The 15,055-nt window shown below is 46.2% G+C and carries 12 protein-coding genes, 8 tRNA genes and 2 rRNA genes; all 22 read left to right on the top strand.

Annotated elements, in window-relative coordinates; all coding sequences use genetic code 11:
- The first annotated feature begins 201 nt into the window (after nt 1-201).
- The 22 genes from JOE45_RS14365 (at nt 202) to JOE45_RS14260 (ending at nt 15,035) form a co-directional block, all read left to right on the top strand.
- Nucleotides 202-3,123 (top strand): 23S ribosomal RNA (locus JOE45_RS14365).
- A 60-nt stretch (nt 3,124-3,183) separates the two neighbouring features.
- Nucleotides 3,184-3,300 (top strand): 5S ribosomal RNA (gene rrf / locus JOE45_RS14360).
- A gap of 5 nt (nt 3,301-3,305) precedes the next feature.
- A tRNA-Asn gene (locus JOE45_RS14355) sits at nt 3,306-3,381 on the top strand.
- A gap of 5 nt (nt 3,382-3,386) precedes the next feature.
- Nucleotides 3,387-3,462, top strand: a tRNA-Thr gene (locus JOE45_RS14350).
- Nucleotides 3,463-3,471: 9 nt separating this feature from the next.
- Nucleotides 3,472-3,546 (top strand) — tRNA-Glu (locus JOE45_RS14345).
- Nucleotides 3,547-3,551: 5 nt separating this feature from the next.
- Nucleotides 3,552-3,627, top strand: a tRNA-Val gene (locus JOE45_RS14340).
- Between the two features lie 6 nt (nt 3,628-3,633).
- Nucleotides 3,634-3,709: transfer RNA gene (locus tag JOE45_RS14335), tRNA-Thr, on the top strand.
- 21 nt (nt 3,710-3,730) lie between these two features.
- Nucleotides 3,731-3,805, top strand: a tRNA-Gln gene (locus tag JOE45_RS14330).
- Nucleotides 3,806-3,810: 5 nt separating this feature from the next.
- Nucleotides 3,811-3,883, top strand: a tRNA-Lys gene (locus JOE45_RS14325).
- Nucleotides 3,884-3,893: 10 nt separating this feature from the next.
- Nucleotides 3,894-3,973 (top strand) — tRNA-Leu (locus JOE45_RS14320).
- A 436-nt stretch (nt 3,974-4,409) separates the two neighbouring features.
- A complete protein-coding gene (locus JOE45_RS14315) occupies nt 4,410-5,180 on the top strand; it encodes an SDR family NAD(P)-dependent oxidoreductase (protein ID WP_210019579.1) in 771 nt (256 codons plus the stop codon).
- 41 nt (nt 5,181-5,221) lie between these two features.
- Entirely contained in the window at nt 5,222-5,701 is a 480-nt protein-coding gene (locus tag JOE45_RS14310) for a 2,4'-dihydroxyacetophenone dioxygenase family protein (RefSeq protein WP_210019580.1), read from the top strand.
- A 186-nt stretch (nt 5,702-5,887) separates the two neighbouring features.
- Nucleotides 5,888-6,565 carry an RraA family protein gene (locus JOE45_RS14305; protein ID WP_210019581.1) on the top strand — a complete coding sequence of 226 codons (678 nt, stop codon included), beginning with the start codon at nt 5,888-5,890 and terminating at the stop codon, nt 6,563-6,565.
- A 17-nt stretch (nt 6,566-6,582) separates the two neighbouring features.
- Nucleotides 6,583-7,578, top strand: coding sequence for a 2-dehydro-3-deoxygalactonokinase (locus JOE45_RS14300; RefSeq protein ID WP_210019582.1), 996 nt, complete (start codon nt 6,583-6,585; stop codon nt 7,576-7,578).
- Between the two features lie 159 nt (nt 7,579-7,737).
- Nucleotides 7,738-8,385 (top strand): GntR family transcriptional regulator, encoded by a 648-nt coding sequence (locus tag JOE45_RS14295; protein ID WP_210019583.1) that lies wholly within the window; start codon nt 7,738-7,740, stop codon nt 8,383-8,385.
- Nucleotides 8,386-9,014: 629 nt separating this feature from the next.
- Complete coding sequence (locus JOE45_RS14290) at nt 9,015-10,130, top strand: amidohydrolase family protein (protein ID WP_210019584.1); 1,116 nt, start codon at nt 9,015-9,017, stop codon at nt 10,128-10,130.
- The gene (locus tag JOE45_RS14285) at nt 10,127-10,483 is read left to right on the top strand and encodes a Rieske (2Fe-2S) protein (RefSeq protein WP_210019585.1); all 357 of its coding nucleotides are present in this window, start codon (nt 10,127-10,129) and stop codon (nt 10,481-10,483) included. Before JOE45_RS14290 ends, JOE45_RS14285 begins: the two co-directional genes overlap by 4 nt.
- A 98-nt stretch (nt 10,484-10,581) precedes the next feature.
- Complete coding sequence (locus JOE45_RS14280; RefSeq protein ID WP_210019586.1) at nt 10,582-11,232, top strand: GntR family transcriptional regulator; 651 nt, start codon at nt 10,582-10,584, stop codon at nt 11,230-11,232.
- Between the two features lie 44 nt (nt 11,233-11,276).
- The gene (locus JOE45_RS14275) at nt 11,277-11,939 is read left to right on the top strand and encodes an RraA family protein (RefSeq protein ID WP_210019587.1); all 663 of its coding nucleotides are present in this window, start codon (nt 11,277-11,279) and stop codon (nt 11,937-11,939) included.
- 30 nt (nt 11,940-11,969) lie between these two features.
- Entirely contained in the window at nt 11,970-12,974 is a 1,005-nt protein-coding gene (locus tag JOE45_RS14270) for a tripartite tricarboxylate transporter substrate binding protein (protein WP_210019588.1), read from the top strand.
- Between the two features lie 93 nt (nt 12,975-13,067).
- Nucleotides 13,068-13,517 carry a tripartite tricarboxylate transporter TctB family protein gene (locus JOE45_RS14265; RefSeq protein ID WP_210019589.1) on the top strand — a complete coding sequence of 150 codons (450 nt, stop codon included), beginning with the start codon at nt 13,068-13,070 and terminating at the stop codon, nt 13,515-13,517.
- Nucleotides 13,518-13,529: 12 nt separating this feature from the next.
- Nucleotides 13,530-15,035 (top strand): tripartite tricarboxylate transporter permease, encoded by a 1,506-nt coding sequence (locus JOE45_RS14260; protein ID WP_245246976.1) that lies wholly within the window; start codon nt 13,530-13,532, stop codon nt 15,033-15,035.
- Nucleotides 15,036-15,055 lie beyond the last annotated feature (20 nt).

Raw genomic sequence — 15,055 nt, 5'->3', positions numbered from 1 at the left:
TTTCGGTCTTGGCAAAAATGTCAAAAGCTGATGCTTGCATCGGCCGCGGCGGACATGCTAAGATATCGTTCCTGCCGGTGAAACGGTAGCGAATAAACAAAGTTTGTTCCTTGAAAACTGGATATCGAAACAAAGTAACAATGCTGAATCATCCTTAGATCTTTGATCTATAACTACGCTAAGACTTCATGTCAAAGCATTGGTTAAGCTATAAAGAGCACACGGAGGATGCCTAGGCACCAGGAGCCGAAGAAGGACGTGGCGAACGACGAAATGCCTCGGGGAGCCGTAAGCAGGCTTTGATCCGGGGATGTCCGAATGGGGGAACCCGCATGTGGTAATTCGCATGTACCATGCAGTGAATACATAGCTGCATTGGAGGCATACGAGGGGAACTGAAACATCTAAGTACCCTCAGGAAAAGAAAACAAAAGTGATTCCGTCAGTAGCGGCGAGCGAAAGCGGATTAGCCCAAACCAGGAAGCTTGCTTTCTGGGGTTGTGGGACGTCAATGTGGGTTGAGCAGAGTAAGTGAAGCGGTCTGGAAAGGCCGGCCAAAGAAGGTAAAAGCCCTGTAGCTGAAATTCTGCGAAAACCCTAGACGGATCCCGAGTACCGCGAGACACGTGAAACCTCGTGGGAATCCGGCAGGACCATCTGCCAAGGCTAAATACTCCCTGGTGACCGATAGTGAAGCAGTACCGTGAGGGAAAGGTGAAAAGAACCGCGGGAGCGGAGTGAAAAAGAACCTGAAACCGTGTGCTTACAAGAAGTCAGAGCCCGTTAATGGGTGATGGCGTGCCTTTTGTAGAATGAACCGGCGAGTTACGTTCCCGTGCGAGGTTAAGGTGAGAAGCCGTAGCCGCAGCGAAAGCGAGTCTGAATAGGGCGCTTGAGTACGTGGACGTAGACCCGAAACCGTGTGATCTACCCCTGTCCAGGGTGAAGGTGCGGTAACACGCACTGGAGGCCCGAACCCACGAATGTTGAAAAATTCGGGGATGAGGTGGGGGTAGCGGAGAAATTCCAATCGAACTCGGAGATAGCTGGTTCTCCCCGAAATAGCTTTAGGGCTAGCCTCGGGAGATGCGTCGTGGAGGTAAAGCACTGATTGGGTGCGGGGCCCGCCAAGGGTTACCAAGTCCAGTCAAACTCTGAATGCCACAGACGTTATCCCGGGAGTCAGACAGTGAGTGCTAAGATCCATTGTCAAGAGGGAAACAGCCCAGATCATCAGCTAAGGTCCCCAAGTGTGTGTTAAGTGGGAAAGGATGTGGAGTTGCACAGACAACCAGGATGTTGGCTTAGAAGCAGCCACCATTTAAAGAGTGCGTAATAGCTCACTGGTCGAGTGACTCTGCGCCGAAAATGTAACGGGGCTAAACACACCACCGAAGCTATGACTAGACGTCTATGACGTCATGGGGTAGGGGAGCGTTGTAATCGGGTTGAAGCTAGATCGTGAGGACTGGTGGACTGGTTACAAGTGAGAATGCCGGTATGAGTAACGAAAAGATCAGTGAGAATCTGATCCGCCGAAAGCCTAAGGGTTCCTGAGGAAGGTTCGTCCACTCAGGGTTAGTCGGGACCTAAGGCGAGGCCGAAAGGCGTAGTCGAAGGACAACAGGTTGAAATTCCTGTACCACCGTGAACCGTTATGAGCAATGGGGTGACGCAGAAGGATAGTGACGCGAGCTGATGGATGCTCGTCCAAGCAGTAAGGCTGATGTGTAGGCAAATCCGCACATCATTAAGGCTAAGCTGTGATGGGGAGGGAAAATTACAGTACCGAAGGTCATGAGTTCAGGCTGCCAAGAAAAGCCTCTAGCCAGGGAGAAGGTGCCCGTACCGCAAACCGACACAGGTAGGCGAGCAGAGCATGCTAAGGCGCGCGGAAGAACTCTCGTTAAGGAACTCGGCAAAATGACCCCGTAACTTCGGGAGAAGGGGTGCCTCGGTAGGGTGAATAGCCCGAGGGGGCCGCAGTGAAAAGGCCCAAGCGACTGTTTAGCAAAAACACAGGTCTGTGCGAAGCCGCAAGGCGAAGTATACGGGCTGACGCCTGCCCGGTGCTGGAAGGTTAAGGGGAGCGGTTAGGAGCAATCCGAAGCTGTGAACCGAAGCCCCAGTAAACGGCGGCCGTAACTATAACGGTCCTAAGGTAGCGAAATTCCTTGTCAGGTAAATTCTGACCCGCACGAATGGCGTAACGACTTGGGCGCTGTCTCGACGAGAGATCCGGTGAAATTTTAATACCTGTGAAGATGCAGGTTACCCGCGACAAGACGGAAAGACCCCATGGAGCTTTACTGCAGCTTGATATTGGACTTTGGTACGATCTGTACAGGATAGGTGGGAGCCTGAGAAGCATGAGCGCCAGCTTGTGTGGAGGCGACGTTGGGATACCACCCTGATCGTATCGGAGTTCTAACCTGGTACCGTGATCCGGTATGGGGACAGTGTCAGGTGGGCAGTTTGACTGGGGCGGTCGCCTCCTAAAGAGTAACGGAGGCGCCCTAAGGTTCCCTCAGAATGGTTGGAAATCATTCGAAGAGTGCAAAGGCATAAGGGAGCTTGACTGCGAGACAAACAGGTCGAGCAGGGACGAAAGTCGGGCTTAGTGATCCGGTGGTACCGCATGGAAGGGCCATCGCTCAACGGATAAAAGCTACCCTGGGGATAACAGGCTTATCTCCCCCAAGAGTCCACATCGACGGGGAGGTTTGGCACCTCGATGTCGGCTCATCGCATCCTGGGGCTGAAGTAGGTCCCAAGGGTTGGGCTGTTCGCCCATTAAAGCGGTACGCGAGCTGGGTTCAGAACGTCGTGAGACAGTTCGGTCCCTATCTGTCGTGGGCGTAGGAAATTTGAGAGGAGCTGTCCTTAGTACGAGAGGACCGGGATGGACGTACCGCTGGTGTACCAGTTGTCTCGCCAGAGGCACGGCTGGATAGCTAAGTACGGAAGGGATAAGCGCTGAAAGCATCTAAGCGTGAAGCCCCCCTCAAGATGAGATTTCCCAATTAGTAAGACCCCTTGTAGACGACGAGGTTGATAGGTTCGGGGTGGAAGCGCGGCAACGTGTGGAGCTGACGAATACTAATCGGTCGAGGGCTTATCCAAATACATGAACTTCAGCATGCTTTGTTTCGATCCAGTTTTCAGGGCGCAAACCTGAATATGTTTGGTGATGATGGCGGAAGGGAACCACGCGTACCCATACCGAACACGAACGTTAAGCCTTCCAGCGTCAATGGTACTTGGACCGCAGGGTCCTGGGAGAGTAGAACGTCGCCAAGCATTATTCCCTGATAGCTCAGTTGGTAGAGCACTCGACTGTTAATCGAGTTGTCACAGGTTCGAGTCCTGTTCGGGGAGCCATACTTGCTTCCATAGCTCAGTAGGTAGAGTGCATCCATGGTAAGGATGAGGTCACCGGTTCGATTCCGGTTGGAAGCTCCATACATATAAGGCCCGTTGGTCAAGGGGTTAAGACACCTCCCTTTCACGGAGGTAACAGGGGTTCGAATCCCCTACGGGTCACCACTTATGGAGGCTTAGCTCAGCTGGGAGAGCATCTGCCTTACAAGCAGAGGGTCGGCGGTTCGATCCCGTCAGCCTCCACCATATTATGCCGCTGTAGCTCAACTGGTAGAGCAACTGACTTGTAATCAGTAGGTTGGGGGTTCAAGTCCTCTCGGCGGCACCAGTAACATTCAATACATATTGTTGGGGATTAGCCAAGCGGTAAGGCAACGGACTTTGACTCCGTCATGCCTAGGTTCGAATCCTAGATCCCCAGCCATGTATGAGCCATTAGCTCAGTTGGTAGAGCACCTGACTTTTAATCAGGGTGTCGTAGGTTCGAGTCCTACATGGCTCACTTTCATTACGCGCGTATGGCGGAATTGGCAGACGCACCAGACTTAGGATCTGGCGGGCGACCGTGGGGGTTCAAGTCCCTCTACGCGCATACTATACAAAAAGTCCCTTAGAACTATTCGTTCTAAGGGACTTTTTGTATAGTAATACTTATAGTTGTTGTGGACTGAAACACTGGAGACTTCACTCTCTTCAATAAAGAGTTGGTTTAATAGCTGTTTGTGGCATCCGCTATCTCCAGCGTAACCCATGAGATCATTTTTTCTGTTGGCTTCGACGATAGCAAAGAGTATATATTTTGGTTTCAATGGAGAGGATTAAAAAGAATTTGACAGACGGTATAAGTGTGTTATAATCTTATTTATAGAAACAAACTAATATATTAGATATTAGATTATGTTAGTGGAATTCGTTGATAGGAAATGAACGGGGAGGATCAATGGGAACAGGTTTCAAAGTTATCCACTCTCTGTTGTAGACTAGTAATGGATACGAATGACCAGAAGACAATAGATAGGAGTGTAAGCATGAGCTCAAAACAAGTGGCAATTGTTACTGGCGGTTCGTCAGGTCTGGGCCTTTCCGTTGTCCAACGATTTGTCGAAAAAGGCTTGACCGTTGCTATGATCGATATTGCAGCGGAAAACGGAGAAGCACAGAAAAATAGGTTAAGAGCTGAAGGTCACGATGTGCATTTCTTTACGGCCGATGTATCTAACCAAGAGAGTGCCAGAGAAGTTGCAGAGAAGGTCTTCGAAGCATTAGGGAGTATTCATATCCTGGTTAACGCGGCGGGAATCATCAGACGTTCTCCTAACGTAAAAGTAACGGACCAGGAGCTTAAAGGAGTCCTAGATGTTAATCTAAATGGAACCGTTTACATGTGTCAAGCGGTTCAACCATTTATGGCCGAAGGCGGCGGCGGAGCAATCGTTAATTTTGCTTCAATGCTAGCCCATTATGGAAGTAAGAATCTGCTGTCCTACGCTGCCTCAAAGGGTGGAATAGTTCAGATTACAAAATGCTTGGCAGTAGATTGGGCTGAATTTAATATTCGTGTCAACGCTGTTAGCCCTGGATATATCGAGACACCATTGTCATCTGGTGCTACGAGAGATCCTGTCTTTAAGGAGAGAATCCTTTCGAGAACTCCGCAAAGGCGTTTTGGTTCGCCGGAAGAAGTTGCTGCGGCGATTGATTTTCTAAGTTCAATGGATGCGAGCTTTATTACGGGTGCTGTTCTGCCTGTAGACGGCGGACTCCTTGCAGGTGACCCTTCTTTATTCCCACCTGCATAATATAGCAACAACAATAAAACAAAATTTGGAGGAGATTACAAATGGCACAAACTTTAGACGAATTCACACAGATGGTTGGATTACCGGATCAGGCAATTGATATTGACGAGATTCCTTGGGTTCCACAAACAGATCGCGTATGGTTTAAACCGGTTCGTTTTGATTTGGCTACAGGACGCTGGATTAACCTGTTGAAAGTATTGCCGGGCGGTACAGTAAACCGTCACCGTCATACCGGCGGTCAAGTAATGGCATACACGATTCAAGGCCAATGGCGCTACCTGGAAAGAACATGGGTTGCTAAACCGGGTACGTTTGTTTATGAGCCACCGGGTGACATTCATACGCTTGTTATTGATGGCGAAGAAGAAATGATCACTCTGTTCATCCTAGAGGGTACCATTCAGTATTTGGACGATAACGATCAGGTATTCTATCAAGACGATGTCTTTACTAAATTGAAGCTCTATAAAGAATATTGCGAAAAACACAATATTCCAGAAAGAAACTTGCTGTACTAAAATTGATACGCACATTGATGATTTAATATAGCAAGATAGACGTTATCCACACAAACCGCATTATACACAAAAGTATCTATCGACTTGTTACGATGGGTACTTTTGTTTTTTAAGCCAAGAGCTAGGCCTGAGTAGTTTTGAAAGTGATTAAGTTTACCTAATATAATGAAGAGATGGGGAGCTTATATGAAAAAAATTATTAATCCTAGACCGGAGATTGATGAATCTAAAATCAAGCCTTTTCGTGATATGGACGATGTGTTATCGTTATCGTGTGTGGTCGGTGATGCGATGCAGCGTAATCAAGTCATGAGGCATGATATGAAACCAAAAGCGGCAGAGAAGAAGATCATTGGTCCCGCGATTACGGTCAAATTAACCGCAGGCGATATTGTGGATTGCTTGGAAGTGTTCGAGGTTGCCAAACCTGGTGACGTAATCGTAATAGATGCATTCGGGGAAACGGAAACCTCTATTTGGGGAGGTTTAATGTCAGGTTTAGCAAGAAACGCAGGTGTCGTAGGCGCGGTGATTGACGGAAGCTGCAGAGATACGGACGAATCTAGAATGCTTGGATTCCCTGTCACTGCGAAGGTTTCTGGTCCAAGGGCCGCACACACGGCGTATTCTGGAAGAAAAGAGCCCGTAGAAATTAACGTTCCTATTAGCTGCGGCGGGGTTATTGTTCAACCTGGCGATCTTATTGTGGCTGACGAGATCGGTGTTGCTGTTGTCCCTTATCAACAATTGGAAGAGGTATACGCCAATGCGCGTGAACAGGCGGATAAGGAAATCGCTACCCGGGAAGAAATATTGAAAGGTGCGTCTGTAGAGGAGTTGCTTCGTAAATTCGGTAGAATTTAATGTAAAGGCTGGTTGCGATGTTCAGAATAACCATTGATACCGGAACGACCAATACCCGTGTTGTTTTATGGAAGGGTTACGATGTCGTTGACTCTCTATCCGCCGAGGTTGGAGTTAGAACCACCGTAATTAACGGTCATAACGAAGAGTTGAAATCGACGATCAGCGAACTGATTACAAGGGTATTACAAACCAATGATTTGAATTTAAATTCCATTGATTTAATTGCAGCTTCAGGTATGATTACATCGAATGTGGGGCTTGTGGAAGTACCGCATATCCCCTCACCTGCAGGAATGGAGTCACTTTCAAAAAGCATGGTTTGCAAGCGGTTTCCTGAAATCGTCGATCAAGACATATGGTTTGTCCCCGGAGTGAAAAGCATATCTCCTTCTTCTGCAGCAAAGGATGAGGTTATTGATATTATGAGGGGAGAAGAGGTAGAAACCTTTGCATTAGTGGGAAAGCTTAATGTAGTAGGACCTGCACTCTTCATATTGCCCGGCTCGCATACAAAATTTGTTTTCCTCGATTCGCAGGAACGCATAACGGAAAGTCTTACAACCCTTACAGGTGAGCTTCTTTCGGCCGTGTCTAATCATACGATTATCGCAAATGCAGTGGATAAGTCTTATGCCACGACATTGCTCCCGGACCGGGTAATTCAAGGATATCAGCATGCCAAACAAGCGGGTCTAAGCCGCGCGGCATTTTCCATTCGAGTATTGGACCAATTCTCAGAGCTTAGCGTGAATGAGAAAGCAAATATGCTTATGGGGGTTATTTTCGCTGAAGATCTCCGGGCCATCCTTCATCATTCGGCCATTGCCGCTTCAGAACAGATTCCGGTATATATAGCGGGAAAAGAGATTGTAAGGGATGCGCTCGCCTTGCTTTTTGCCTTTGAGAAGTACGAGGGAGATATCATTCCTGTAGAATCGCAAACCATGAATCACTTGGCTGGATATGGTGTGCTGCGTATTGCAGAAAACCACGGGTTAATTTCCCAATGACATTCAAAGCAAGTTTACTTTAAACTAAGAGGATAAACAGTCTGATATTTTACATTTTACATTTCTACATGTAAAATTGCACTTAGAGATCACGAGAATGAAACGGGTGCATGAATCCGATATACTTTGGACATGCACCTTGAACAAGAGGGTGATAAGATGATTATATTTGACAACAGTAATCTTCATGAGCGTGTATATGGGTACTTGCGGGATAAAATACTAAACAATGAGCTAAAACCAGGCTCAAAAATCATCTATGAAGATATCATCAAAGAGTTAGGGGTTAGTCGAACACCGCTTCGGGATGCGATTAATAGGCTGAAACAAGACGGTCTGATTGATGTTAAGCCTCGATCTGGCTCCTTTGTCAATATGCCAAATGTAAAGGATATCGAAGATTTATATGATGTAAGGAAAGCTTTGGAGCTTAAAGCCATTACCATAGCTTCACGTATAATGCCTAAAAGTCAAATTCAGTTATTGATCGATGAAGCAGACAGAGCGGAAGAGGCGATTCATCAAGGAGATATGAAGCCTTTTTTTGAGGCCGACAGGAATCTTCATCGAACGATTATTCAGCATTCCAATAATCAATTATTAGTATCCATTATGGGCACATTGGAATTGAAGATTAAATGGTATGGGGTTATTATTACCAAGAATTATGACAGACCTAGGAAAGCAAACGAAATGCACAAGAAGATTTTGGGAGCTCTTTACGATTCGAACTTAGAAGAGGCCATACAGTTAATGGAACTGCATATCGACGAAATTAAACATCATACCGTTGAAGACTATTCATGACTACCGCAGCGAGGCTTATTTCAAGCGATGCTCGTGACTGCCTATCCTCATATCTAGTATGACATGTATACGCCTCCGGTTCTAGAGGGGTCATGCCTTGAGCATGTCCCGCTTTGTACCGTTCTTAGAAAAGAACAACCTTCTTGACGATTAACAAGAACCATTCAGTCATCTCATAATCCATGCGATAGTGGTCCGCGACTTTCCATACACTCGCGTTCAAAGCATAAGACACAAAATGATCAAAAATAAATTGACAGAAGCTTTATATGTGATATAATGTGAATTATCAAATGAAAACTAATATATTAGATATTAGCTTCCATTATTTCGGTAATTTAATTTACTGAACAAAAATGATCATATGGAATAAAGGTATTATTTACTCCCTGTTGAGATGTTCAAAAGGAAGTGAAAGGCTAGGAAGCTATACCATAGTTGATCAATGAGACTTTAGTCAAGCGGTATTTGTGGACAGGCCGTTCGTCACGGCAAGTCGTAGATACTAAGTGATGCGAAATATTTAAACGTTTCCAACGAAAGAGGAACGCATCATATAAGCACTCTGTTGGAACCGGTTACAAGTATTGACGCTTTACTAGTATCACAACAATAGGAGGTTGGAATGTATGGAAGCGTCAACGACGAAGAAAGCTTCTAAGTTTAATCATGGAATTATCGATTGCGATGTGCACCAAGGAGTCAAAAGCTACGATGATTTAAAGCCTTATATGCCGCGGGTATGGTGGGATAGACTGAAGGCCCACAATGCAACGCTTCCGTTTCTTATGTTTCGCCCTATTCCATTGGAACGCAATGATGCAGCTCCAGGCAACGGACTTCCATCGGGTTCAGACCCAGAATTTGCGAAGGTCGATTTGCTGGACCGCTACAATATAGAGAGAGCCGTTCTGACCGGCAACCTGCTTTCGATCTCTGCCCACAACAATCCGGATTATGCTGCAGCGCTGGCTTCCGCATTCAACGATTATACGATGGACACGTGGATTCCGAGCGATGAGCGCTGGTTGGGCTCCATCGTGGTAGCTACGCAAGACCCGCTGCTCGCAGCAAAAGAGATCGATCGTCTGGGTTCACATCCGAGAGTGGTTCAGGTGCTTCTGACATCCGCATCGCGCGAACCGTACGGACAACGCCGTTACTACCCGATCTACGAAGCGGCAGCACGTAACAACCTGGTGATTGGTATTCACGGCGGCGGCGAAGGAGACGGAATTAACCCCTCCACTACGGCAGCAGGGTATCCGACGACGAACTTTGAACGGCACAACATCCTGGCCATCCATCATATGTCGCAGCTGAATAGTATCGTATGTGAAGGCGTTTTCGAAAGATTCCCAACATTAAAGGTGGCATTCATCGAGGGCGGTTTGGCATGGCTTCCGCATCTGATGTGGAGAATGGACAAAAACTTCCGAGCAATGCGCAATGAAGTGCCATGGTTGAAGTATAAACCAAGCGAATATATCCTTAAGCATGTCCGCTTGACGACCCAACCGATCGAAGAGCCGGATAATAAGGAACTGGTACAAATGTTCCAATTGATGCATGCAGAAAAAACGGTTATGTTCTCGACGGACTACCCGCACTGGGATAATGACACGCCATTATTTGTGCTCAATAAATTGCCTGAAGAGATGCGCCGCCGCGTAGCGTACGAGAACGCTGCTGAGATGTATCAGCTGCAAGAAAGAGGTTTACTAGCAGGAGGTGTAGCGAAATGACGAAGCACGATGTAGTCGGAGTAGAAGAGTTGGAAGCTGGAGCCTGCAAGATTACAACGATTGAGGGAAAAAGCATCGGCGTCTACTACAACGGTAATGAATATTATGCTATCCGTAATGTGTGTCCTCATCAGCAAGTCGAACTGTGTAAAGGTAAGTTTACAGGTACGACATTGGAATCCAAGCCACATGAGTACATTTATGGAAGAGAGGGCGAGATCCTGACTTGCCCTTGGCACGGATGGGAGTTCGACGTGAAGACGGGTAAGGCATTGGTCGACCCTGATCGATACAGAGTAAAGGTGTATGACGTATCGATTGAAAATAACAGAGTATTGGTACACATGGATTAATTGCTGTAATCGACTGAGCATAACTCTCGTTAATTTTATCGATAATTTTCTGGATAAAATTATCGATAATATAGTATAGGGGTTCTAGGAGCTGAAACATGATAACGCTTAAATTGGATCCAGAAGGGGATTCACTCAGTGAACGCGTCTATCTGTCTTTAAGAAAAGCGCTCTTAACGGGAGAACTTTATCCTGGTTTCCGGTTGGTTGTTTTGGATATAGCCAATTCTCTTGGTATTAGTCAGGCCCCAGTTAGAGAGGCCATGGAACGGCTAAAACAAGAAGGCTTGCTTATCAGCAAGCATCATAAGGGTTCGTTCGTATCCGATATCACGCAGCAAAAAATAGATCATATTTACGAAATGCGGGAACTGATTGAGGGATATGCAATAAAGAAAACAATCCCTACCTTGAAGTCAAGCGATTTAGATCATTTAAACCAATTGTATCTTGAAATGAAAAGATGTGCCCAAGAGGATGATGTATTCCAACTAATGGAGTATGACATGCGTTTCCATGGTTTTTTCTATGAACGCTGTGGCAACGAAGTAATAACTCAATTATGGAATCAGATCAATATCCAAATCAAAAGATTCATTGCGGTCGCGACCCAGATCTATTTTCCGAATTTGGAAGCGATTGCGGATAGTCACATTCCGCTTCTCCGTTCTCTAGAAAACGGTGACGTTAATGAAGCAGAACAAATCTTTAGCAAACATATCAAGGTCTGGTGGCGGATGAAAAAATGATATGTCCACACGCAGAGTATAATGAAAGAAGGGAGTGAGAGGAATTGCCAGGGTGGCCTCAGTCATATTATGACACACTGCAGCAAAGTTTGTACTCCGCCGTCATTTCCGATATTTTGGATTCTCTAGGTTACCGAAATCAGACCATGTATCCAGATATTCGGCCGTTGATCCCGGATATGGTTGTCGTTGGTCGAGCCAAAACGGTCCAGGTGGCTGATGTCCATCGGATTCCCGATAAACCGTATGAGAAGCAGATTCAAGTACTGGACGCCATTCAACCAGGCGAGGTATTCGTCGGGGCGGTAAGCGGTTCCAAGCGTTCGGCCTTTTTTGGAGAACTGATGTCAACAGCAACACAGGTTGCTGGCGGCAGAGGGGCCATTATTGACGGGATGGTTAGGGACGCCAAGAAAATCCTGGATTTGAAATTCCCGGTATTTTCCTTAGGTTTTCGGCCTACCGACTCCTTGGGACGAAATGAAGTGATTGAGTACGACGTTACGATCGAATGTGGTGGAGTTACCATTCAGCCGGGAGATCTCATTTTTGGCGACATGGATGGGGTTGTCGTGGTTCCGAAGGCAATAGAAAAGCAGGTCATTGAGCAGGCCCTGGATAAGGTCAGCGGAGAAAATTTGGTTCGCGATAAAATTCGCGAAGGCATGAAGGTTTCAGAAGCGTTTCAAACCTATGGTATATTATAAAAATTTTAATTTAAACTAGGGGGAAATAATATGAAAAAGACAATGAAACTTGGTTCGGCTGGATTACTTCTAGGAGTAACTGTACTGGCTTCAGCCTGTGGCAATCAATCAGGAGGTTCGACAGATTCAGGGAGTGCACCAAAAGAGGCTGTTAAATTCCCTACAAAGCCAATCGAGCTTATCGTTCCTTACGCTGCCGGCGGTGGAACGGATCTTGTAGGCCGTGCTATAGCTGAAGCGCTGAAGCCTGTGCTTGGACAAGATGTAGTGGTTGTCAATAAAACAGGAGGTTCCGGTGCAGTAGGAACGAATGAAGTCGCTCAAGCCAAAGGCGACGGGTACAAAATGGTAGTGGCGACACGTGAGATTGTCTCGAATCCGCTGCTCGGCCTCGCGCCATTTAAAACAAGCGATTTTAAGTTTGTGGCAAACCTCAACAGAGACCCTGCCTTGATCGTCGTTTCCTCCAAATCGAAATATAAGACGTTTGAGGACCTGCTTGGCGATATCAAAGCGAACCCTGGAAAGCTGAACTTTGCTTCATCCTCCACGCCTAGCTTGTATGGTACTCCATTTGCTGAAGCGGCAGATTTGGATTATGTTACGATTCCTTTCCAAGGTACAGCTCAGGCGGTTGTAGAGGTGCTCGGCGGCAGAGCTGAATTCGGGATTTACAATCCTGGCGAAGTAAAATCGCAAATTGAAAGTGGAGATTTGCTTCCGCTCGCTGTAATGAATGAGAACCGACTTGAAGGATTCTTTAAAGATGTGCCGACCGTGAAGGAAAAAGGAATTAACGTTGATTGGGCCGGAACTTACCGCGGTATTGCAGTACCTGACGACACTCCGGATGAAATTGTGAAAATTTTGGAAGAAGCTGTTGGTAAAGCAGTGCAGGATCAAAAGTTTGTTGATTTCATGAATAAACAAAACCTGTTTATTGATTACTTAAATGCAGCAGAATTTGAAGAAATGATCAAGAATGATACTGTAGCATTGGATGCTATTGTACAAGTCGTTAAAAAGCAAAAGTAATAGTCACTAGGAATGGGGGCGGGGCATGATCTGGTCACTTCCCCCTCCCCTTTTACGGTTTGACCCTCTACTTCTGAGAAAGGGTGTGTAGGATTGAGAAACGCGGGTTTGTGGGCGTCTTTACTATTGCTCGTATTTTCTATATTTATGTTTTGGCAGTCTTTATCTTATCCTTACTATACCTCTTCCGGTCCTGGACCCGGATTTCTGCCTAGATGGATAGGCGGCGCTTTAATTGTACTCTCTCTTTTGTATATGTGGGAATCGATTAAAAAAAGTGTGATTTATTTTACGGATATATTGCCCAAAGGAAGGCCATTAATAAGTGTGCTTGTTGCACTTGGATCGCTCCTCGTATTTATTGCGATTGTAGGTTTTGCTGGGTTTGTTATTTCCGCTATTGTGCTACTGTTCATCTCGTTGGTTCGCGAATATAAATGGTATTCGGCATTAGGTATATCGATTGTCACTTCATTATTTGTATTTTATGTTTTTTATACGTTGTTGGGTGTTCCACTACCTGTGAACGCACTCGGATGGTAAGGAGGAAATAGTTTGGAGTCGTTTACACAACTAATAATGGGATTTGAGACAGCGCTGAGTTGGTGGAATCTTCTATACTGTTTAATTGGAGTTACCATAGGGATGCTGGTTGGCGTATTGCCCGGCCTAGGCCCTACAACTGCTACAGCTCTTTTGCTACCGATCACTTTCTCGATGGAACCTGTATCTGCCATCATTATGCTAGCAGGTATCTATTACGGTTCCCTTTATGGAGGCACCATCACTTCCGTCTTGATTAATACTCCAGGTGAAGCGGCCTCCGTTATCACTTGTCTCGATGGTCATCCGCTCGCCAAACAAGGCCGGGCTGGAACTGCACTCGGGGTTGCGGGTATCGGTTCATTCATCGGGGGCATTTTCACGACGTTAGGTCTCGTATTTGTGGCCCCGCCACTCGCTGCAATGGCCTTACAATTCGGTCCTCCGGAATTTTTTGCTCTGATTGTAGTAGGTCTGGTCATGGTTATTGGATTAATGGGAAAATCATTAATTCGCGGATTGATTTCTGCCCTTCTGGGTTTGATCTTGTCCTTGGTTGGGATGGACACGATTTCAGGAGCAGTGCGTTTTGATTTAGGTCAGCCCTTTTTAATGAGCGGTTTGGATTTTGTCACGATCACGATGGGTTTGTTCGGAATTTCCGAGGTGCTTTTCGGGATGGAAAACATGTCGAAGGCGCAAAAACCTGCCAAGGTAAAAGGACTTCTCCCTAGACGGGAAGAATGGCCGCCTACTTTAAAGGCGATAGGCCGAGGCACCGGAATTGGATTTTTAACAGGTCTCATTCCAGGTTCAAACTCCGTTATTCCTGCTATTCTGTCGTATTCCTTGGAGAAGAAGCTTGCAAAGGACCCTTCACGGTTCGGTAAAGGTGCGATCGAGGGCGTTGCAGGACCTGAAACAGCGAACAATGCCTATTGCGGATCGGCTATGATTCCATTGTTCACACTGGGAATTCCAAGTTCACCTACGATTGCTATTCTTTTTGGAGCTTTTATCATGCATGGCCTTACACCAGGCCCCACGTTATTCCAAACCAACCCTGACATTGTTTGGGCGATTATTGCCAGCATGTTCATCGGAAATACGATTCTTCTTATCATGAACTTGCCTATGGCGGGGATGTGGGCGAAAATTGCCATGGTTCCAGGGAAATTGCTTTATCCTATGATTATTGTTGTTTCCGTAATCGGAGCTTATAGCGTAAATAATAACCTTTGGGACGTAGCGATCATGTTCTTGTTCGGTATTGTAGGGTATTTTATGAAAAAATTGGATATTCCGTTGGCGCCTCTCGTGCTGACGTTCGTTCTTGGTAAAATGTTAGAAACGTCATTGCTGCAATCGTTAATGTTCTTCAAGGGTGACATGATGGGCTTTTTCCACCGCCCTATTTCTGGTACTTTACTTGTGATTGCTATTATTATTATGATCTTTAGCATTTACTCCAGTGTAAAGAACAAAAGAGGATTCCTTGCGGACGACGTTGAAGCGTAATCTATTAAAACCCGATTGTT

Origin of the sequence: Paenibacillus sp. PvR098 (genome assembly GCF_017833255.1) — a bacterium.
Lineage (GTDB): Bacteria > Bacillota > Bacilli > Paenibacillales > NBRC-103111 > Paenibacillus_G.
The sequence above is the reverse complement of the archived record's forward strand: the minus strand, read 5'-3'. Positions and strand labels throughout refer to the sequence as shown.

Bases quoted from the DNA above. Each gene is read 5' to 3' on its own strand.
- JOE45_RS14270 (WP_210019588.1), top strand. From the start codon at position 11,970: ATGAAAAAGACAATGAAACTTGGTTCGGCTGGATTACTTCTAGGAGTA.
- JOE45_RS14300 (WP_210019582.1), top strand. From the start codon at position 6,583: ATGTTCAGAATAACCATTGATACCGGAACGACCAATACCCGTGTTGTT.
- JOE45_RS14310 (WP_210019580.1), top strand. From the start codon at position 5,222: ATGGCACAAACTTTAGACGAATTCACACAGATGGTTGGATTACCGGAT.
- JOE45_RS14290 (WP_210019584.1), top strand. From the start codon at position 9,015: ATGGAAGCGTCAACGACGAAGAAAGCTTCTAAGTTTAATCATGGAATT.
- JOE45_RS14305 (WP_210019581.1), top strand. From the start codon at position 5,888: ATGAAAAAAATTATTAATCCTAGACCGGAGATTGATGAATCTAAAATC.
- JOE45_RS14280 (WP_210019586.1), top strand. From the start codon at position 10,582: ATGATAACGCTTAAATTGGATCCAGAAGGGGATTCACTCAGTGAACGC.
- JOE45_RS14315 (WP_210019579.1), top strand. From the start codon at position 4,410: ATGAGCTCAAAACAAGTGGCAATTGTTACTGGCGGTTCGTCAGGTCTG.
- JOE45_RS14295 (WP_210019583.1), top strand. From the start codon at position 7,738: ATGATTATATTTGACAACAGTAATCTTCATGAGCGTGTATATGGGTAC.
- JOE45_RS14285 (WP_210019585.1), top strand. From the start codon at position 10,127: ATGACGAAGCACGATGTAGTCGGAGTAGAAGAGTTGGAAGCTGGAGCC.